We start from the raw sequence: 19,406 nt of genomic DNA, 5'->3' as shown, positions 1-19,406 counted from the left end.
TCAGTTCCTCCCCTGGGTCAGGTCGACCTTGAAGCCGCGGACGAAGAGCGCCGCGATGGCGAGCACGCAGAGGAAGAGGATCACCGACAGCGCCGACCCGAGGCCGATCTCCGTCCGGTCGATCGTCTGCCGGTAGATCAGGCCGGAGAGGGAGTTCGTCCCGTTGGCGCCTCCGGTCATGATGAAGATGTTGTCGAAGATGCGGAAGGCGTCGAGGGTGCGGAAGAGCACCGCCACCATGATCGCCGGCTTCATGTTCGGCAGGATCACCTTGACCAGCACCTGCAGCCACGAGGCGCCGTCGACCTTGGCCGCCTCCTCCATCGAGGTGTCGACCTGGGCGAGGCCGGCCAGGAGCAGCAGCGACATGAACGGCGTGGTCTTCCAGATCTCCGAGAGGCAGATGACGAAGATCGAGGGCCAGAAGCTGCCGAACCAGTCGTAGTTCTCGCTGACGCCCGGGACCCAGCTCGTCCACCTGTTCACGAAGCCCGTGTCGGTGCGGTACATGAAGAGCCAGGTGAAGCCGGAGACCACCGTGATGATCGAGTACGGGATGAGCACGATGGTCCGCAAGGTGCGCCGCGGGAGCACGATCCGGTGCATCACCAGGGCGATGATGAAGCCGAGGATCAGCTCGACGACGACGGTGATGACGGTGATGAGTACCGTCGCCCACATCGCGCTCCAGAAGACGGAGTCGCTGAAGGAGACGATGTAGTTGTTGAGCCCGACGAACTCGCGGTTCGCGGGGTCGGTGAGCCGGTAGGCGAAGAAGCTGTTCCACACGGCCTGCAGGATCGGGTAGGCCGTGACGAGCAGCATGACGACGAAGGCCGGCATGGCGAGCTTCCAGCCCAGTCGCTCCTCGGCCCGGGAGCGGTCGGACAGTCGGGGCTTGGCCCTCCTCGTCCTCGTCACCTCCGGCGACGGGTCGGTCACGGTACTCACAGCAACGCATCTCCCTTCAGCACGTCCTGGAGCAAGGTGGTCGTCTGCTGCGGCGTGCTCCCCGGGTCGACCGACCCCGGTGGGCTGTACTCACGCTGGATCCCGCTGGAGACATCGCCGTAGTACTGCGTCAGCGGACGCGGTCCGCTGGAGTCGAGGGACTGGCGGATCAGGGCCGCCATGGGGAAGGCCTTCTTCACCTCCGGGTCGTCGTAGACCGCCTTGCGGGCGGCCGGGTTGCCGGTGCCGACCATGTACTTCTTCTGGCTCTCCTCGGAGGTCAGGCACTCGACGGCGTCCCACGCCTGCTCCTGCTTCTCCGAGGAGGAGGCGACGGCCATCTCGATGCCGCCGAGCGGGGGCTTGGACTCGGTGCCCTCGACCGTCTGCGGGTAGCGCGCCCAGGCGAGGTCCTTCATCCAGTCGACCTTCGCGCCCGAGAGCGCGGCGTAGACGTAGGGCCAGTTGACCATGAAACCGGCCTGCTCGTTCTGGAACATGTCCAGCGTCGTCGTCTCGTTGGTCGAGCTGAGGGCCGGTCCACCGACGCCCTCGGAGGAGACGGAGCGGATGATCTCCGCGGCCTTCTTGCCCCCCTCGGACTCGAGGCCGAACTTCAGCTGGCCGCCGTCGGCGCCGGGGTTCTCAACGATGTGGTCACCGCCGCCCTCGACGAGCGCGTTGATCCACACCATGTAGCCCTCGTAGCGCGAGGCCTGCACACCGATCTCGCTGTCGGTCTCCTTGGCAGCCTTGATCACCTGGTCCCAGGTGACCGGCTTGGTCATGTCGAGTCCGGCCTTCTTGGCGACCGACTTGCGGTACCAGAGGAGCTGGGTGTTGGCCCAGAAGGGAGCGGCGTACAGCTCGTCCTTCCACGTCGCGTTGGTGACGGAGGGGTCCACCGCGTCGCCGGTGAACTCCTCCTTCTTGTCCTGCGGCACCGGCGCGAGGAAGCCGGCCTCGGCGAACTCGGCGACGAAGACCGGGTCGATCGACATGAGGTCGACGCCCTTGTCCTGCGAGGCGAGGCGCCGCAGGAGCTGCTGGCGCTGGTCGCTCGCGCTGTTGGGCAGGAGCTGGACGCCGATCGTGTAGGCGCCGTCGGAGGCGTCCGAGCACTCCTTGGCCAGTTGGGCCTGGCCGCCACCGGCGGGGTCGGAACCACCACCATCGGGATTGATGTACCAGGTGAGATGGGCGGTACCCCCGCCACTGCTGTCGTCGCCGCACGCGGCCAGCCCGAGGCTGGCGGCGGTGGCCGCGGCCGCCATGAAGGCGATCCGACGCCGTCGTCGTGTCACCACGTCACTCCTCTCGTCCCGGGCGCGACAAGGACACACGACGTCGCCTCCCTGCGCCCTTGTCTACACCCCGGACGTGGTCCGCACCACGTTCCCGCGGCCACGATCTCGGGTCGCGACGTGTTTGTGATGACAGGGGTCAAGTGGGGTCCGGCGCCGGGTCTAGTGTGCAAGGACCACGTCGAAAGGAACCCGATGCCCGCAACCCCGTCCGCCCCTGAGGACTTCGCCGACCTGATGGCGGCCAACCAGACCTTCTCCGAGAGCTTCGCGCTGAGCGGCTTCGACGGGATCGCCCACGCGGGCGTCGCGATCGTCACCTGCATGGACAGCCGGATCGACCCGCTCGGCATGCTCGGCCTCGCCCCGGGCGACGCCAAGATCTTCCGCAACCCCGGCGGTCGCGTCACCTCTGCCGCGCTCGAGGCCCTCGTCCTCGGCGTGCACCTGCTCAAGGTCGAGCGCATCCTCGTCATCCCGCACACCCGGTGCGCCATGGGCAGCGCCACGGAGGACGAGTTCCGGGCCAAGGTCGGCGCCTCCGCCGGCCAGGACGCCTCGTGGCAGGGCTTCCACGTCGTCCACGACCAGCTCGACGCCCTGCGTCAGGATGTCGCCGCCGTGCGCACGCACCCGCTCATCGCCGGGCGCGCCAAGGTCGGCGGCTTCGTCTACGACGTCGACACCGGCCTGCTCGCCCAGCACTTCTGAGTCGGACCCGCCCGTGGTGACAGGGGTCGCACGTCCCCTGTCACCACGGGCAGCATCGTCTGAGCGGCGTCAGAGCGCCAGGCGCTCCCTGACGACGCCGGAGAGCCGTTCGGCGGTGGCGAGGGCCCGCTCGTGGGTCGCGGCCTCGACCATGACCCGCACGACCGGCTCGGTGCCGGACTTGCGCAGCAGGACGCGACCCTCTTCGGCGAGCGAGGTCTCCTCCTCCACGACGGCGGCGCGCACCCCTTCGTCCCCGTCGACGCGGTGCTTGTCGACGCCCTTGACGTTGATGAGGACCTGGGGCATGCGGGTCATCGCAGCGGCGAGCTCGGACATCGGCCGCCCGGTGGCGGCGACCCGGGCGGCGAGCATGAGGCCGGTGAGGACGCCGTCGCCGGTCGTGGCGTGCTCGAGCATGATGACGTGGCCGGACTGCTCGCCACCGAGCGAGTAGCCGCCCCTGCGCATCTCCTCGAGGACGTAGCGGTCGCCGACGCCTGCCTGGACGACGGTGATGCCGGCCCGCTCCATGGCCCGGATGAGCCCGAGGTTGCTCATGACCGTCGCGACGAGGGTGTCGTCGACGAGCTGCCCGCGCTCTTTGAGGTCGATCGCGAGGATCGCCATGATCTGGTCGCCGTCGATCGGCTGGCCCGCGGCGTCGACCGCGAGGCAGCGGTCGGCGTCGCCGTCGTGGGCGATGCCCAGGTCGGCGCCGTGGCGCAGCACCGCCTCCTGCAGCGGCTCCAGGTGGGTGGAGCCGACCCCGTCGTTGATGTTGAGCCCGTCGGGGTGGGCGCCGATGACGTGCACGGTGGCCCCGGCGAGGCGGAAGACCTCCGGCGAGACCTCGCTCGCGGCGCCGTGGGCGGTGTCGAGGACGATCGTCAACCCGTCGAGGCGCTGCGGCACGGCCTGGAGCAGGTGGCGCACGTAGCGGGTGCCCCCGTCCTCCATGCGGGTCACGCGGCCCACGTCGACACCGGTCGGACGCTCCGGCTCCTCGCCCATCGCGGCCTCGATGGCGTCCTCCACGGCGTCGGGCAGCTTGTGCCCACCGAGGGCGAAGAACTTGATCCCGTTGTCCGGCATGGCGTTGTGCGAGGCGGAGAGCATGACGCCGAAGTCGGCGCGCGTGTCGGCCGTCAGGTAGGCGACGGTCGGGGTGGGGACCACGCCCGCGTCGAGGACGTCGACGCCGCTGCTCGCGAGGCCCGCGATGACCGCCGCGGAGAGGAACTCACCCGAGGCCCGTGGGTCCCGACCCACGACGGCGAGGGGTCGCCGCCCCTCCGTGCCCTCGGGGTCGCGCAGCACGAGTGCCGCCGCCTGGGCCAGTCGCAGGGCGAGGTCGGCCGTGATGACCTCGCCGTTGGCCAGGCCGCGCACACCGTCGGTACCGAAGAGTCGGGACATGGATGGAACTACCTCTCGTGGGGGGACCGCCGCATGTCGCAGGGGCAGCGGGCCTGATCGACGATACCCGCTGGTTACGCTGGAGGACCGCAGGTCCAGGGTGTCGAGAGAGAGCACGATGATCGAATTCACGCCGTCCGACGGCCCCACCCTCGGGGTCGAGTGGGAGATCGCGCTCGTCGACGGCGAGACCTTCGACCTCGTCCCGCTGGCGGACAGCGTCGTCGAGCCGCTCGCCGCCGAGGACGGCCTCGCGCCCAAGCTGCACCGCGAGCTGCTGACCAACACCGTCGAGATCGTCACGGACAAGTGCCGGACCGTGCCCGAGGTGGTCGCCGACCTCTCCGCGAGCCTCACCCGGCTGCGCTCGCTCACCGACGACCTGGGTCTGGAGATGCTCTGCGCGGGCACGCACCCCTTCGCTCGGTGGGAGTCCCAGCAGGTCAGCGAGGGCGCGCGCTACGCGACTCTCATCGACCGCACCCGGTGGTGGGGCCGGCAGATGCTCATCTACGGGGTGCACACGCACGTCGGCGTGACCCACCGCGACAAGGTGCTGCCCCTCCTCGGCGGCATGCTCACCTACGCCCCGCACCTGCAGGCGCTCTCCGCGTCGTCGCCGTGGTGGGGCGGGGTCCCGACCGACTACGCGAGCAACCGGGCCCAGATGTTCCAGCAGCTGCCGACGGCCGGCCTGCCCTTCCAGTTCGACACCTGGGCCGAGTACGAGCGCTACGTCGACGACCTGCTCGTCACCGGCGTCATCGACGAGATCAAGGAGATCCGGTGGGACCTGCGGCCCTCACCGCGCCTCGGCACCCTCGAGGTGCGGGTCTGCGACGGTGTCCCGACGATCCACGAGATCGCCGCCATCACGGCCCTCACCCAGTGCCTGATGGTCCACCTCGACGACCGGCTGACCGACGGCGGCACGATCCCGGTCCTGCCGCCGTGGCACGTCCAGGAGAACAAGTGGCGCGCCGCCCGCTACGGCATGGACGCGATCATCATCCTCGACTCGCGCAACCGCGAGCGCCTCGTCACCGACGAGCTGCACGACCTGCTCGAGCGCCTCTCCCCCATCGCCCGCCGCCTCGGCTGCGAGGCCGAGCTCGCCGGGGTCGAGGACATCATCCGCAGCGGCGCCAGCTACCAGCGCCAGCTCGCCGTGGCCCAGGCGCACGACGGTGACCTCGTCGAGGTGGCGCGCTCGCTCGCGGCCGAGATGCGGGCCGGGCGGCCGCTGCCCGCCTAGGCCCGCGCACGGCGAAGGGCGCCACCCACCGTGAGGTGAGTGGCGCCCTTCGTGGTCTCCAGGTGCGTGCTGCGCACGCTCCTCGACCAGCGGGTGATCGGTGGATCAGCGCTTGCTGTACTGCGGGGCCTTGCGGGCCTTCTTGAGACCGGCCTTCTTGCGCTCCGGGACGCGGGCGTCACGGGTGAGGTAGCCGGCCTTCTTCAGCGTGGCGCGGTTGAGCTCGGGGTCGACCCCGTTGAGCGAGCGCGCGACGCCGAGCCGCACGGCACCGGCCTGGCCGGAGGGGCCACCGCCGTGGACGCGCACGAGCACGTCGTAGGCGCCGTCGAGCTCGAGCGCGACGAGCGGCTCGTTGACGATCTGCTGGTGGACCTTGTTCGGGAAGTACTCCTCGAGCGTGCGCCCGTTGACCTTCCACTCGCCGGTGCCCGGGACGATCCGGACGCGGGCGATGGCCTGCTTGCGGCGACCGGTGGCCGCGCCGGGAGCGGAGGCCGAGGGACGGCGCACGGGCTCGTCGGAGCCGCCGGCGACGGGGCCCTCGGACTCGGAGGTGTAGGAGCTCAGCTCGGGCTCGTCGCCCTCGAGCACCTCGGTGTTTTCGGTGGTCTCAGCCACGGGTAATCCTCAGTTCCTGATCGGGCGCGCTTACTGCGCGACCTGCGAGATCGTGTAGGGGGTGGGCTGCTGGGCGGCGTGCGGGTGCTCGGCACCCGCGTAGACCTTGAGCTTGTCCAGCTGCTGGCGGCCGAGGCTGTTGCGCGGGAGCATGCCGCGGACGGCCTTCTCCACGGCGCGGGTCGGGTGCTTCTCGAGCATCTCGGTGTAGTTCATCGACGACAGGCCGCCCGGGTGACCGGAGTGGCGGTAGGCGCGCTTCTGCTCGGCCTTGGCGCCGGTGAGCGCGATCTTGTCGGCGTTGATGATGATGACGAAGTCGCCGGTGTCCACGTGGGGGGCGAAGGTCGTCTTGTGCTTGCCGCGCAGCAGGATGGCGGCCTGGCTCGCGAGGCGGCCGAGCACGACGTCCGTGGCGTCGATGACGTGCCACTGACGGGTGATCTCACCGCCCTTGGGGGTGTACGTGCGCATGTTCATGCCTTCTGCTCGTCCGTCCCCCTCGTGGTTGAGCGAAGGGGAGGCGCCCCTCGTCCTCGCAGGGACGGGGCGCCGCTTCGATCAATTCTACGGGGGCCGAGCGGCCTGCCGAAATCCGTGCGGACGGGTCACAACCCTTGCAGGACAGGGCTTTTCGCCCCCTTCGACCGCTGCGTGCAGGATCTGCGCCGGACAACTGCACAATACTTGTGCAATTCTTGGGCGGTGACCGAGACCCCGTCCGCCGCTCCCTGGCGCCTGCTGGCGCACCCGCTGCGCTCCCGGATCCTCGCCCACCTGCGGCTGCACGGCGGCGCGACGGCCGCGGAGCTGGCCCGCGCCCTCGGCACCAACACCGGCGCCACGAGTTACCACGCCCGCGTGCTCGCCCAGGCCGGGCTGCTCGAGGACACCGGGCTGGGTGACGGGCGCTCGCGGGTGTGGGCCGCCGCCGAGAGCGGCGAGGAGGAGGACCTCGAGGCGGTCGCCGTGAGCACGATCGACGACGCGGAGGAGCTCGCCGACGCGCTCTGGCTCGCCCACGACCTCGTCGACCACCACGCCCAGCGACAGCACGCGTGGATCGACTCCCAGGTCTCGTGGCCGCTTGTGTGGCAGGAGGAGTGCGGCATCGAGGACCGCGAGGTGCTCGTCGACGAGACCCAGCTCGCCGCACTGCGCGCCGAGCTCGGCGCCGTCCTCGACCGCTACCGACGGCGCGGCGCGGGCACACCCGGAGCGCGACGGGTCACGGCCACCGTGGCGCTCACCCCGCTCCCCCGGCGCCCGTAGGGTGGCCGCTGCCACCCGGGTCCGCCGAGCGCGACCAGGTCACTCCTCGCGTCGGGCCCGGGCCTCGAGCGCCCGGGCCGCCAGCGCGTCGTCGGCCGGGTACCCGACCTCGACGAGGCAGAGCCCGTGCGCCGGCATCACCTTCACGCGCGGGTCGCGCACACCCGTGGTGAGGACCTCGGCGGGGAAGTCCGTCCCGCGCGCCCCCGTCCCCACCGGCACGAGCGCGCCGATGAGCGCGCGCACCATCGAGTGGCAGAAGGCGTCGGCGAGCACGCTCGCCTCGAGCAGCCCGTCCTCGCGGCGGGTCCAGTCGTAGCGCAGCAGCGTGCGGGTGGTGCTCGCCCCCTCGCGCTTCTTGCAGAAGGCCGCGAAGTTGCGCAGCCCGAGCAGCTGCCGGGTGGCGGAGTTCATGGCGTCCACGTCGAGCGGCGTGCGCAGGCTGACGACCTCGCGCCGACGAAGGGGGTCCACCCGCGCCGGGTCGTCGCACACGAGGTAACGGTAGCGCCGGCTCACGGCCGAGAAGCGCGCGTCGAAGCCCTCGGGCGCGACCCGTACGCGGTGCACGACGGCGTCGGGCGGCAGGACGCCGCGCAGGCGGGTCGCCAGGGCTTCCTCGGGGCGACGGCCCGAGTGCCCGACCGCGCGCTCCAGCTCATCCGGCTCGATGTCGACGTGCACGACCTGCCCGGCCGCGTGGACGCCGGCGTCGGTGCGCCCGGCGACGGTCAGCCGCGCCGGCTCGGCCAGACGCAGCACCGTCGTGATCGCCGCCGACAGCTCGGCCTCGACGGTCCGCAGCCCGGGCTGCGCCGCCCACCCGTGGAAGTCGGTCCCGTCGTAGGCGAGGTCGAGGCGCAGCCGCATGCGGGCCAGCGTAGGCGAGCCGACGACGAAGGGGGCCGCACCCATCACGGGTGCGGCCCCCTTCGCCGGGGTGTCCGAGGACTCAGGCGGCTCAGGCCTCCTCGTCGGACTCCTGCTGCTTGGCCTCGCCGCCGGCCGGCTCGAAGCCGGCCGCCTTGGCCTCGTCGGCGTTCTTGAACCAGACCTCGGCGGTGGTCTGGTCGTACCACTGCGAGCCCGCGACGTGGTACTTCATCGAGTCGAGGTTGCCCTTGACCGTGTACTCGTCGCTCGGCGCGGCACCGTCCTCGAGCGGCGCAACGGCACCCTCGGGCAGGTCCACGAGCGCGGCGGGGGCAGCGGTCTCGGCCTCGGTCTCGGCCGCCTCGTCGCGGGCGGAGCGCTGCGTGGCGGCCTCCGCCTCGGCGACGACCGCTCGCCGGGGCTTGGCGTCGACGGGCTCGCGGACGAGCTCGATGACGCACATGGGGGCGTTGTCACCCTTGCGGGCGGCGATCTTCGTGATCCGGGTGTAGCCACCCGGGCGGTCGGCCACGTCGGGCGCGATCTCGACGAAGAGACGGTGGACGACGCTCTTGTCCTTGACGACCGTCATGACCTTGCGGCGGGCGTGGAGGTCACCACGCTTGGCGAAGGTGATGAGGCGCTCGGCCAGGGGACGCAGACGCTTGGCCTTGGCCTGCGTCGTCGTGATCTGGTCGTGCTCGAAGAGCGCGGTGGCGAGGTTCGCGAGGATCAGCCGCTCGTGAGCCGGGCCGCCACCGATACGGGGACCCTTGGTGGGGGTGGGCATGTGGTTCTCCTTGGTTTCTGACCTACCGCGCGTCAGCGGTGGTCAACAGGGCGGTGGGTCAGAGCTGCTCGTCCTCGGCGAACGAGGCATCCTCGTCCACCGACTCGTCGTCGTCCTCGCCGTAGCCGGGGATGGACGTCGGGTCGAACCCGGGCGGGCTGTCCTTCAGGGCCAGGTCCATCTCGTGCAGCTTGGCCTTGACCTCGTCGATCGACTTCGCACCGAAGTTGCGGATGTCGAGCAGGTCGGCCTCGCTGCGCCCGACGAGCTCACCCACGGTGTGGATGCCCTCGCGCTTGAGGCAGTTGTACGAGCGGACGGTGAGGTCGAGGTCCTCGACCGGCAGCGCCAGGTCGGCCGCGATCGCGGCGTCGGTCGGCGACGGGCCCATGTCGATGCCCTCGGCCTCGACGTTGAGCTCGCGGGCCAGGCCGAAGAGCTCGACCAGGGTCTTGCCGGCGGAGGCCAGCGCGTCCCGGGGGGCGATCGAGTTCTTGGTCTCGACGTCGACGACGAGGCGGTCGAAGTCGGTGCGCTGCTCGACACGGGTCGCCTCGACCTTGTAGGTCACCGCGAGGACCGGCGAGTAGATGGAGTCGACCGGGATGCGGCCGATCTCCTGGTCGCCGGACTTGTTCTGCTGCGCCGAGACGTAGCCGCGACCGCGCTCGACCGTCAGCTCCATCTCGATGGAGCCCTTGTCGTTGAGCGTGGCGATGTGCAGGTCGGGGTTGTGCACCTCGACACCCGCGGGCGGGTTGATGTCGGCGGCGGTGACCGCACCGGCACCCGACTTGCGCAGGTACATCACGACCGGCTCGTCGTTCTCGCTGGAGACGACGAGGGACTTGATGTTGAGGATGATCTCGGTGACGTCCTCCTTGACCCCGGGGATCGTGGAGAACTCGTGGAGGACCCCGTCGATGCGGATCGAGGTGAGCGAGGCACCCGGGATGCTCGAGAGCAGGGTGCGACGCAGCGAGTTGCCGATGGTGTACCCGAAGCCGGGCTCGAGGGGCTCGATGACGAACCGCGAGCGGTTGTCGGCGATGACCTCTTCGCTGAGGTTGGGGCGCTGTGCGATGAGCACGGTGATTCTTCCTTCCCACGGGCGACCGCTATATGACGCCTCGTGAAGGTGTCCGGTCGTGAGCCGGACGGTGGCTCCCGCATCGGTCCGCGGGAGCCACCCTCAGTGCAGCTGGATCAGTTCTTCGAGTAGAGCTCGACGATGAGCTGCTCGGTGAGCGGGGTGTCGATCTGCTCGCGCGTCGGCAGCTGGTGCACGAGCACCTTGAGGCTGCCGGGGATGACGTGCAGCCACGCCGGGATCGGACGCTCACCGAAGGTCTCGCGAGCGAGCTGGATCGGGAAGGCCTCGACCGACTGCTTGCGGACGGTGATGATGTCGTACTGCTCGACCCGCTGGCTGGGCACGTCGGTGCGCACGCCGTTGACCTCGAAGTGGCCGTGCGTGACGAGCTGACGGGCCTGACGACGCGTGCGGGCCAGGCCCGCGCGGTAGATCACGTTGTCGAGGCGTGACTCGAGGATGATCAGCAGGTTGTGACCGGTCTGGCCGGGGCGGTTGGCCGCCTCCTTGTAGTACCGGACGAACTGCTTCTCCATGACGCCGTAGGTGAAGCGGGCCTTCTGCTTCTCCTGCAGCTGGGTGAGGTACTCCTTCTCCTGGATCCGCCGACGGCCGTGCTGGCCGGGCGGGAAGGGACGGAGCTCGAAGTTCTTGTCGCCGCCGACGAGGTCGAGCTTGAGGCGGCGGGACTTCTTGGTGATGGGGCCGGTGTAACGAGCCATGTCTTATCTGTCTCCCGTATCTCTGCTGCTCAGACGCGACGGCGCTTGGGCGGGCGGACACCGTTGTGCGGGCTGGGCGTGACGTCCGAGATCGCGCCGACCTCGAGGCCGGCGGCGGTCAGGGAGCGGATGGCGGTCTCGCGACCGGACCCCGGGCCCTTGACGAAGACGTCGACCTTCTTCATGCCGTGCTCCATGGCGCGGCGCGCGGCAGCCTCGGCGGCCATCTGGGCGGCGTACGGGGTGGACTTGCGCGAACCCTTGAAGCCGACCTGGCCAGCGGAGGCCCAGGAGATCACGGCGCCGGTGGGGTCGGTGATCGAGATGATCGTGTTGTTGAACGTGCTCTTGATGTGGGCCTGGCCCACGGCCACGTTCTTCTTGACCTTGCGGCGCACCTTGGCGCCGGAGCGGGTCTTGGGGGGCATGTTTCTCCTACGAGGTTCTTCGGTGGGGTCGTCACCGCTCCGTGGGCTGGCCCAGGGCGGCGACGCGGGGTGTCTTAGGCCTTCTTCTTGCCCGCGACGGTGCGCTTCGGGCCCTTGCGGGTCCGGGCGTTGGTCTTGGTGCGCTGACCGCGGACGGGGAGACCGCGGCGGTGCCGCAGACCCTCGTAGGTGCCGATCTCGACCTTGCGGCGGATGTCGGCAGCGACCTCGCGGCGGAGGTCACCCTCGAGCTGGACGTTCGCCTCGAGGTAGTCACGGAGGGCGACGAGCTGCTCGTCGTCCAGGTCCTTGACCCGGATGCTCGGGTCGACGCCGGTGGCGGCGAGGGCCTTCTGCGCGGTCGTGCGTCCCACACCGAAGATGTAGGTCAGGGCGACCTCGGCGCGCTTCTCACGCGGGAGGTCGACTCCAACAAGTCGTGCCATGTGCTGGCTTCCTTTGCTTCTCTCGGAGGTCTGGTACACCACCGGTCCGACGGTGTCTCCCGCTGCTGTCAGCGGGCCATCGGTCCCCAGCCTCCGAGCCGGGGGTGACGTCCTGCCCCGCGAAGGGGAAGGGGCCGGGTGGTGCGTGCTTCTTCACTGGGCGTTGCTCGAGGATCCGGCGACAAGCCGTGGTCCCCGCCGTACGGGGGTCCTGGTGGACGCGATCAGCCCTGGCGCTGCTTGTGGCGCAGGTTCTCGCAGATCACCATGACCCGACCGTTGCGGCGGATCACCTTGCACTTGTCGCAGATCTTCTTGACGCTCGGCTGAACCTTCATTGCCGTCTCGCATCTTTCTCGATCTGTCCCGCCCCAGGATGTGGTGACGGGTCGTGCTCGTGGTGCTTCACTCGTCGGTCGTCGGCAGGCCGACGACCGCCTCGATCAGCGGTAACGGAAGACGATCCGGCCGCGGGTCAGGTCGTACGGGCTGAGCTCCACGACAACCTTGTCCTCGGGGAGGATCCGGATGTAGTGCTGCCGCATCTTGCCCGAGATGTGGGCGAGAACCTTGTGACCGTTCGTGAGCTCGACCCGGAACATTGCGTTCGGGAGAGCTTCGACGATCGTGCCCTCGACCTCGATGACACCGTCCTTCTTGGCCATACCCTCTCAATCCGTTGGTGGCCGATCCCTGGGTGGGAGTGGCCTGGGCGGCACGCGTGCAACGCCCCCCCGGGGACCGGGAAGGCATGACAGACGTGACCGACAGTCAAGATTACGGCATGGGGCCACCCAGAGGGAAATCCTCACCCCCACGTAGGGTCGAGCCATGACCGGCCCCAGGATCGCCCTCGTCGGACCGACGGACCGGCCCGACGCACTCCACGCGCGGCGCGCGCTGTCCGTCCTGGCCCCGGACGCGCAGGTGGTGAGCCTGCCGACCGGCGCCGCGCCCACGCCCGACCTCGACGGGGTGTGGGTCCTCCCTTCGCCCGAGACGGACCCGACGGTGCACGACCCGACGATCTCCTGGGCTCTCCACCTCGGCCTGCCGGTCGTCGGTCCGCTCGGCGGGGACGAAGGGGGCGCCCGCCCGGCCGGCGACTACCTCACCGCTCCCGGGACGACCTGGACGACGGACGAGCCCGCGGGGCCGGCCGCTCCGGCGACCGTGCGGTCCGGCGGAGCTCCCTTCGCGACCCTCTCGGCCCTGCCGCTGGCAGCGGAGGCGGGGATCCACCCGGTGGCGGTGGCCTTCGTCGAGGCCGCCCGCCGGCACGCCGGTCCGACGACCGCCGCGCGATCTCCCTTCGCCCCACTGCCCGACGACGAGCCGCGCAGCTACGTCCACCAGATGCGCACCACCGGCTACCGCTGGTGGCGGCCCCTGCTCGCGCTGGCCGCGGGGATCGCGACCTTCGTCGTCATCGCGGTCGCGCTCAGCATCCTGTGGTTCGTCCTCGACCCGTCGATGCTCGACGCCACCGGGAGCGCGGACGTCGACCCCGCCGCCCCGGTGACGATGCTCATCGGCAACCTCATCCTCGCCGGGCTCATCCCGGCCACGATGGTCGCGACGCGGGTGGGCCACTGGCGGCCCGTCGGCAAGCTCTTCTCCGTCGCGGGCCGCATCCGCTGGCGGTGGCTGCTGCGCGCGGCGCTCGTCACGACGATCGTGTGGGGCGCCTACCTCGCGGTCATGTGGTTCGCCGGCGGCGAGGAGACCAGCGCGCGCCCCGAGCACTGGCCCTGGCTGCTCGTCATCACGGTGCTCACCACTCCCCTGCAGGCAGCGGGTGAGGAGGTCGCCTTCCGGGGCGGGCTCATGCAGGGCGTCGGCGCGTGGATCCGGCGCCCCGTGATCGCCCTCGTCGTGACGACGGTCCTGTCGGCCGCGCTCTTCGCGCTCGCGCACACCTCGCTCGACCCGTGGGTGCTCCTCGACCTCGGCGGCATGGCGATCGCCTGCTGCTACCTCACGTGGCGCACCGGTGGGCTCGAGGCCGCGATCGTGCTCCACGTCGTCAACAACCTCGTCATCACCATCGGCCTGACCCTGCTCGGCGGGCTCCAGGACGCGTACGTCACCGAGCAGACGACGAGCACCGCGGGGACCGCCGGGCTCGGGGTGCTCGCGACCTTCGTCATGACGGCGATCCTGCTGTGGCAGGCGCGCCGCGCCGGCGTCGCCCCGAAGAAGCTCGGCGCCCCGGCCACGAGCTCCCCCGCGCCTGCCGACCCACTCGCCTGACGCTGCATTCCCCTAGGGCAATGCACACGGGATGTGCATTGCCCTAGGGGAATGCGGGCTCCGGGACGCGGACTCCGGGGACGCGTCAGCCGCCGGATCGCTCGGCGAGGTCGGCGGAGAAGGCCTCGATGATGCGCGCGGCACCGTCGACGGCGCTCACCTCGCCGGAGCGCACCCCGCTCGTGAGCGCCCCGAGGAGCTCCCGCACCCGCGGCGAGCGGCGCACGGCGTCACGCAGCTCGGCGTCGACCATCGCCCACATCCACTCGCGCTGCTGCTCCGCGCGCCGGCCCAGGAGCGAGCCCTGCTCCTCGAGGTAGGCACGGTGCTCGAGCACGGCCTCCCACACCTCGTCGAGACCGTCGCCGGTGTGCGCGCTGCAGGTGAGGACCGGGGGACGGCGGGCGTCGGGGTCAGAGTTCATCAGGCGCATCGCGCCGGCCAGCTCGCGCGCGGCGACGCGGGCATCGCCCGCGTGCTCGCCGTCGGCCTTGTTGACGGCGATGACGTCGGCCATCTCGAGGATGCCGCGCTTGATGCCCTGGAGCTGGTCGCCGCCGCGGGCCAGGGCGAGCATGAGGAAGGTGTCGACCATCTCCGCGACCGCGACCTCGGACTGGCCGACACCGACGGTCTCGACGAGCACGACGTCGTACCCGGCTGCCTCGAGCACGAGCATCCCCTCACGGGTCGCCCGCGCGACGCCACCCAGGTGCGCACCCGACGGCGACGGCCGGACGAAGGCGTCCTCGCTCGCGGTCAGCGACGCCATCCGGGTGCGGTCACCGAGGACCGAGCCGCCGGTGCGCGCGCTGCTCGGGTCGACCGCGACGACGGCGACCCGGTGGCCGCGCTCGATGAGCCGCGTGCCGAGGGCGTCGATGAAGGTCGACTTGCCGGCGCCCGGGATCCCCGAGACGCCCACGCGCATGCCCTGACCGGTGTGCGGGGCGATCAGCGCGAGCAGCTCGCGGGCTCGCTCCCGGTGGTCCGGGCGCGAGGACTCGACGAGCGTGATCGCCCGGGCGATGTGCGCCCGGGAGCGATCGCGCACCCCTTGGGCGAGGTCGGCGACCGACTCAGGCATCGGTGCCGGCGGCCCGCTCCCGCAGCCGGTCGACGAGGCGACCGGCCGCCGTGGCGATGACGGTCCCCGGCGGGTAGATGTCGTCGGCACCGGCGGCGCGCAACTCCTCGAAGTCCTGGTCGGGGATGACACCGCCCACGACGATCATCAGGTCCTCGCGCCCGAGCTCGTCGAGCTCGGCCCGCAGCGCGGGCACCAGGGTGAGGTGCCCCGCGGCCAACGAGGACACCCCGACGACGTGCACGTCGCCCTCGACGGCCTGACGGGCCACCTCCGCGGGCGTCTGGAAGAGCGGGCCCACGTCGACGTCGAAGCCGAGGTCGGCGAAGGCGGTCGCGATGACCTTCTGCCCGCGGTCGTGGCCGTCCTGGCCCATCTTGGCGACGAGGATCCGGGGGCGCCGGCCCTCGGCCTGCTCGAACTCCTCGACCTTGGCCAGGACCTCGTCGACGGCCCCGCCCTTGCCTGCCTCGTCCCGGTACACACCCGAGATCGTACGGATCTGCGCGGTGTAGCGGCCGTAGACCTCCTCCAGCGCGGAGGAGATCTCGCCGACGGTCGCCTTGGCGCGGGCCGCGTCGATCGCGAGCGCCAGGAGGTTGGTCTCCATCGTGCCGCCCTCGGCACGTGCCGCCTCGGTGAGCGCTGCGAGGGCGGCGCGGGCCTCCCCTTCGTCCCGCTCGGCACGCAGGCGCTCGAGCTTGGCGATCTGCGAGGCACGGACCGCGGCGTTGTCCACCTTGAGGATCTCGATGGCCTCGTCGACGCTGCTCTCGGTGACCGGGTAGGTGTTGACGCCGATGACGGGCTGCTGGCCGGAGTCGATGCGCGCCTGCGTGCGGGCGGCCGCCTCCTCGATCCGCATCTTGGGGATGCCGGCCTCGATGGCCCTGGCCATGCCGCCGGCCGCCTCGACCTCCTCGATGTGGGCCCAGGCGCGCTGCGCGAGGTCGTGCGTCAGGCGCTCGACGTAGGCGCTGCCGCCCCACGGGTCGATGACCCGCGTCGTGCCCGACTCCTGCTGGAGCACGAGCTGGGTGTTGCGGGCGATGCGCGCGGAGAAGTCCGTCGGCAGGGCGATCGCCTCGTCGAGCGCGTTGGTGTGCAGGCTCTGCGTGTGGCCCTGCGTCGAGGCCATCGCCTCGACGCACGTGCGCACGACGTTGTTGTAGACGTCCTGCGCGGTGAGGCTCCAGCCGGAGGTCTGCGAGTGGGTGCGCAGCGAGAGCGACTTGGCGTTGGTCGGCTCGAAGTTCTCCTTGACCAGGCGCGCCCACAGCAGCCGCGCAGCGCGCAGCTTGGCGACCTCCATGTAGAAGTTCATCCCGATGGCCCAGAAGAAGGACAGCCGCGGCGCGAAGGCGTCGACGTCCATGCCGGCCGCCCTGCCGGCCCGGATGTACTCGATGCCGTCGGCGAGCGTGTAGCCGAGCTCGAGGTCCTGCGTCGCCCCGGCCTCCTGCATGTGGTAGCCGGAGATGGAGATCGAGTTGAACCGCGGCATCCGCTGGCTCGTGTACGCGAAGATGTCGGAGATGATCCGCATCGACGGCGTCGGCGGGTAGATGTAGGTGTTGCGGACCATGAACTCCTTGAGGATGTCGTTCTGGATGGTGCCGCTCAGCTGCTCCGGGCTCACCCCCTGCTCCTCGGCCGCGACGACGTAGAGGGCGAGGATCGGCAGGACCGCGCCGTTCATCGTCATCGACACGCTCATCCGGTCCAGCGGGATGCCGTCGAAGAGGGTGCGCATGTCGTAGATCGAGTCGATCGCGACACCCGCCATGCCGACGTCACCGGAGACGCGCGGGTGGTCGCTGTCGTACCCGCGGTGCGTCGCCAGGTCGAAGGCGACGGACAGGCCCTTCTGCCCGGCAGCGAGGTTGCGCCGGTAGAACGCGTTGGACTCCTCGGCCGTGGAGAAGCCCGCGTACTGCCGGATCGTCCACGGCTGGTTCACGTACATCGTGGGGTACGGGCCGCGGAGGAAGGGGGCCGCGCCCGGGGCGGTCTCGAGGAAGTCGAGGTCCGCGGTGTCGGCCTCGGTGTAGACCGGGGCGACCGCGATCTTCTCCGGCGTCTCCCAGCCGTCGGCCGCACCGGGGGTCGCCTCGAGCGCCTCCTGCCAGCGGGCGGCGGCGTCCGGGGACGGGGTGCCCTCGCCGAGGTCGACGGTGTCGAAGGTGGGGATCTGCGCGCTCATGCGTCTGCTCCTGCCTGCGGGGCGCGGGGGGTGTCGAGGAGGTCCAAGAGCTCCGTGAGGAAGGCGACGACGTCCATGCCGTCGCGGATCTCGCCGTCGACGGTGGTCCCGCCGAGCTCCGTGGCCGAGCCGGCGACGAGGACGCGCTGCACGCCGGCGGAGCGAAGGGAGGCGACGCTCGCCTCGGCGAGCGCCTCGTAGCCGGTCCGGGAGGAGGCGATGATCACGACCGGGGCGTCGGCGGCCGCGATGTCGGCGGCGTCGGTGACCTCCACGACGTCGGGCCGGATGCCGGCGACGCCGAGGAGGTTGGCGACGAAGGTCAGGCGGGCGGTGTGCTCACGGGCGGGACCGAGGGCCAGGACCGGGACGCTGACGTCCCCGGTGGCGGTGCGCTCGCGCAACGCCTCGAAGACCTCACCGTCACGACGGCGGGGCAGGCCCTCGCCGGGCAGCTGCACCCGGGCGGTGCGCTGGAGCAGCTGCTCCCCCGCCAGCGGGAAGGTCGAGGTGCCGGTGAGCGGGAGGGCCCGCGTGGCGAGGGCGGCGTCGCGCTCGGCGCGGGTCGCCGCGAGGCGCTCGGCGACCGCACCGGACGCCAGGCCGGCGGCAGCACCACCCGCGGCGTCGAGCTCTCCGAACCAGGCCCAGGCGGCACGGGCCAGCTCGTCGGTCAGCGACTCGACATAGGCCGAGCCACCCGCGGGGTCGGCCACCCTGGCGACATTGGACTCGGACGACAGCAGCGACTGGGTGTTGCGGGCGACCCTGCGGGAGAAGGCCGTCGGCAGGCCCAGGGCGTGGTCGTACGGCAGCACGGTGATCGCGTCGGCGCCGCCCGCAGCGGCGGCGAAGCACGCGATCGTGTCCCGCAGGAGGTTGACCCAGGGGTCGGTGCGGGTCTGCATGCGCCAGGACGTGACGGCGTGGACCCATGCACCCCGGTCGGGCTCGGGGACCTCGAGGACCTCGCCGACGCGCGCCCACGTGCGGCGCAGCGCGCGCAGCTTGGCGATGGTCGCGAACTGGTCGGCAGTGGCCGCCACGCGGAAGTCGATGCGGCGGAAGGCCTCGGCCGGGTCGACGCCCGACTGCGACAGGTGGCGCACGTAGTCGAGCGCGGTGGCCAGGGCGAGGGCGATCTCGTCCTGGTCGCTCGCGCCGGCGTCGTGGTGGACGCGGGCGTCGACGGTGATCGCGCGGACCCCGGTGAACCGGTCGCGACAGGTGGCGACGGCGTCCGCGAGCGGAGCCAGGTCGGGGGTGCCACCACGGGCGGCGACCTGGCCGACCGGGTCGTGACCGAGGCTGCCGGCGACGAGGGCAGGGTCGACCCCCTTCGCCTCCCAGGCGGCGACGAGCGCGGCGGCGGCGGCGGGCTGGTCGTCGCTCGAGCTGACGACGACCGGGGCGAGGTCGACCATGACATCGGTGAGGACCTCGGCGACGTCACCGGCGGTGATGCCGTCGGCGCCGACGTGCAACCAGACCGAGCTGACGCCGCGCTCGAGGTCGTCGAGGACGGCGGCGCGGCTCGTCGCGGCGTCCGGGTCGTCGTGGAGCTGGCGCACGTCCCACGGCAGGTCGGGGTGGCGCGGGCCGCGGCCGCGGGTGAAGGGCATCGCCCCCGGCAGACCGAGCGCGCGCCCCGGCTCCGGCCAGTAGATCGGGTCGATGTCGAGCCCACCGGGCAGGTGGCTGGTCAGCGCCTCACGGGCGCCGGCGCCGTCGACCCGACGGTCCTCGGGGCGGGACCTGTTGACCACCGCGGCGGCGAGCTCGGCCCACGCATCGGGGCCCGTGCTCGGGAAGCCGGCGGCCAGCCCCATCACGTCGTCGTGTGCAGGGGGAAGGGACATCCGGGCAGCTCTCCTCATCGACGCAGGCACCGGCGCGCCGCCGATGGCATGACTGACTCGCACCCTACCGAGCGACGACGGCCCACGAACCGGCACCCGACGTCGCGTGCGCCACATCC

The 19,406-nt window shown here is 71.2% G+C and carries 20 protein-coding genes; 4 read left to right on the top strand and 16 right to left on the bottom strand.

The annotated features are described in order from the left end of the window. Positions 1 to 951, bottom strand: a complete 951-nt coding sequence (locus ABC138_RS06430) for a sugar ABC transporter permease (RefSeq protein WP_068425471.1) — start codon at positions 949 to 951, stop codon at positions 1 to 3. After that, a complete protein-coding gene (locus ABC138_RS06425; RefSeq protein WP_170307625.1) occupies positions 948 to 2,255 on the bottom strand; it encodes an extracellular solute-binding protein in 1,308 nt (435 codons plus the stop codon). The genes ABC138_RS06430 and ABC138_RS06425 overlap by 4 nt, the downstream gene beginning before the upstream one ends. Positions 2,256 to 2,450: 195 nt before the next feature. Between ABC138_RS06425 and ABC138_RS06420 the strand changes: the two genes are divergently transcribed. Beyond that, positions 2,451 to 2,966 carry a carbonic anhydrase gene (locus ABC138_RS06420; protein ID WP_068325965.1) on the top strand — a complete coding sequence of 172 codons (516 nt, stop codon included), beginning with the start codon at positions 2,451 to 2,453 and terminating at the stop codon, positions 2,964 to 2,966. 69 nt (positions 2,967 to 3,035) lie between these two features. Here the strand turns inward: ABC138_RS06420 and glmM are convergent, their stop codons facing one another. Beyond that, positions 3,036 to 4,385: a phosphoglucosamine mutase gene (glmM, locus tag ABC138_RS06415; protein WP_068425479.1), complete on the bottom strand. Its 1,350-nt coding sequence runs from the start codon at positions 4,383 to 4,385 to the stop codon at positions 3,036 to 3,038. A 118-nt stretch (positions 4,386 to 4,503) separates the two neighbouring features. On the opposite strand from glmM, the gene ABC138_RS06410 reads away from it, so the two are divergent. Beyond that, entirely contained in the window at positions 4,504 to 5,640 is a 1,137-nt protein-coding gene (locus ABC138_RS06410) for a glutamate--cysteine ligase (protein WP_068325970.1), read from the top strand. Between the two features lie 105 nt (positions 5,641 to 5,745). Here ABC138_RS06410 and rpsI read toward each other — a convergent pair whose 3' ends face one another. Both rpsI and rplM read right to left on the bottom strand, forming a co-directional pair. After that, the gene (gene rpsI / locus ABC138_RS06405; protein ID WP_068325975.1) at positions 5,746 to 6,261 is read right to left on the bottom strand and encodes a 30S ribosomal protein S9; all 516 of its coding nucleotides are present in this window, start codon (positions 6,259 to 6,261) and stop codon (positions 5,746 to 5,748) included. A gap of 30 nt (positions 6,262 to 6,291) precedes the next feature. Further along, positions 6,292 to 6,735: a 50S ribosomal protein L13 gene (rplM, locus tag ABC138_RS06400; RefSeq protein WP_068329044.1), complete on the bottom strand. Its 444-nt coding sequence runs from the start codon at positions 6,733 to 6,735 to the stop codon at positions 6,292 to 6,294. A gap of 231 nt (positions 6,736 to 6,966) precedes the next feature. Here rplM and ABC138_RS06395 point away from each other — a divergent pair, with 231 nt between their 5' ends. Next, positions 6,967 to 7,533 (top strand): helix-turn-helix domain-containing protein, encoded by a 567-nt coding sequence (locus tag ABC138_RS06395; protein ID WP_345913065.1) that lies wholly within the window; start codon positions 6,967 to 6,969, stop codon positions 7,531 to 7,533. 39 nt (positions 7,534 to 7,572) lie between these two features. Here the strand turns inward: ABC138_RS06395 and truA are convergent, their stop codons facing one another. The 8 genes from truA to infA all read right to left on the bottom strand — a co-directional run bounded on the left by truA (position 7,573) and on the right by infA (position 12,550). Continuing rightward, positions 7,573 to 8,403, bottom strand: coding sequence for a tRNA pseudouridine(38-40) synthase TruA (gene truA, locus ABC138_RS06390; RefSeq protein WP_068329047.1), 831 nt, complete (start codon positions 8,401 to 8,403; stop codon positions 7,573 to 7,575). A 91-nt stretch (positions 8,404 to 8,494) separates the two neighbouring features. Further along, positions 8,495 to 9,196: a 50S ribosomal protein L17 gene (rplQ, locus tag ABC138_RS06385; RefSeq protein WP_068325981.1), complete on the bottom strand. Its 702-nt coding sequence runs from the start codon at positions 9,194 to 9,196 to the stop codon at positions 8,495 to 8,497. A gap of 58 nt (positions 9,197 to 9,254) precedes the next feature. Further along, entirely contained in the window at positions 9,255 to 10,286 is a 1,032-nt protein-coding gene (locus ABC138_RS06380) for a DNA-directed RNA polymerase subunit alpha (RefSeq protein WP_345913064.1), read from the bottom strand. 116 nt (positions 10,287 to 10,402) lie between these two features. Beyond that, positions 10,403 to 11,011 (bottom strand): 30S ribosomal protein S4, encoded by a 609-nt coding sequence (rpsD, locus tag ABC138_RS06375; protein ID WP_068325985.1) that lies wholly within the window; start codon positions 11,009 to 11,011, stop codon positions 10,403 to 10,405. Between the two features lie 29 nt (positions 11,012 to 11,040). Continuing rightward, complete coding sequence (rpsK, locus tag ABC138_RS06370; RefSeq protein ID WP_068325987.1) at positions 11,041 to 11,439, bottom strand: 30S ribosomal protein S11; 399 nt, start codon at positions 11,437 to 11,439, stop codon at positions 11,041 to 11,043. Between the two features lie 74 nt (positions 11,440 to 11,513). After that, the gene (gene rpsM, locus ABC138_RS06365) at positions 11,514 to 11,885 is read right to left on the bottom strand and encodes a 30S ribosomal protein S13 (protein WP_068325988.1); all 372 of its coding nucleotides are present in this window, start codon (positions 11,883 to 11,885) and stop codon (positions 11,514 to 11,516) included. A gap of 224 nt (positions 11,886 to 12,109) precedes the next feature. Then, positions 12,110 to 12,223 (bottom strand): 50S ribosomal protein L36, encoded by a 114-nt coding sequence (gene rpmJ, locus ABC138_RS06360; RefSeq protein ID WP_006592630.1) that lies wholly within the window; start codon positions 12,221 to 12,223, stop codon positions 12,110 to 12,112. A 105-nt stretch (positions 12,224 to 12,328) separates the two neighbouring features. Beyond that, positions 12,329 to 12,550 (bottom strand): translation initiation factor IF-1, encoded by a 222-nt coding sequence (gene infA / locus ABC138_RS06355; protein WP_007928045.1) that lies wholly within the window; start codon positions 12,548 to 12,550, stop codon positions 12,329 to 12,331. Between the two features lie 166 nt (positions 12,551 to 12,716). Here infA and ABC138_RS06350 point away from each other — a divergent pair, with 166 nt between their 5' ends. Beyond that, the gene (locus ABC138_RS06350; protein WP_068325992.1) at positions 12,717 to 14,138 is read left to right on the top strand and encodes a type II CAAX endopeptidase family protein; all 1,422 of its coding nucleotides are present in this window, start codon (positions 12,717 to 12,719) and stop codon (positions 14,136 to 14,138) included. 85 nt (positions 14,139 to 14,223) lie between these two features. Here the strand turns inward: ABC138_RS06350 and meaB are convergent, their stop codons facing one another. The 3 genes from meaB to ABC138_RS06335 are packed head-to-tail and all read right to left on the bottom strand — an operon-like array spanning position 14,224 to position 19,287. Continuing rightward, entirely contained in the window at positions 14,224 to 15,225 is a 1,002-nt protein-coding gene (meaB, locus tag ABC138_RS06345) for a methylmalonyl Co-A mutase-associated GTPase MeaB (protein ID WP_345913060.1), read from the bottom strand. Then, positions 15,218 to 17,428, bottom strand: coding sequence for a methylmalonyl-CoA mutase (gene scpA, locus ABC138_RS06340; protein ID WP_068325996.1), 2,211 nt, complete (start codon positions 17,426 to 17,428; stop codon positions 15,218 to 15,220). The genes meaB and scpA overlap by 8 nt, the downstream gene beginning before the upstream one ends. Further along, positions 17,425 to 19,287 carry a methylmalonyl-CoA mutase family protein gene (locus ABC138_RS06335; RefSeq protein ID WP_345913059.1) on the bottom strand — a complete coding sequence of 621 codons (1,863 nt, stop codon included), beginning with the start codon at positions 19,285 to 19,287 and terminating at the stop codon, positions 17,425 to 17,427. The genes scpA and ABC138_RS06335 overlap by 4 nt, the downstream gene beginning before the upstream one ends. Positions 19,288 to 19,406: the final 119 nt, after the last annotated feature.

Origin of the sequence: Janibacter sp. LM (genome assembly GCF_039631275.1) — a bacterium.
Classification (GTDB): domain Bacteria; phylum Actinomycetota; class Actinomycetes; order Actinomycetales; family Dermatophilaceae; genus Janibacter; species Janibacter terrae.
The sequence above is the reverse complement of the archived record's forward strand: the minus strand, read 5'-3'. Positions and strand labels throughout refer to the sequence as shown.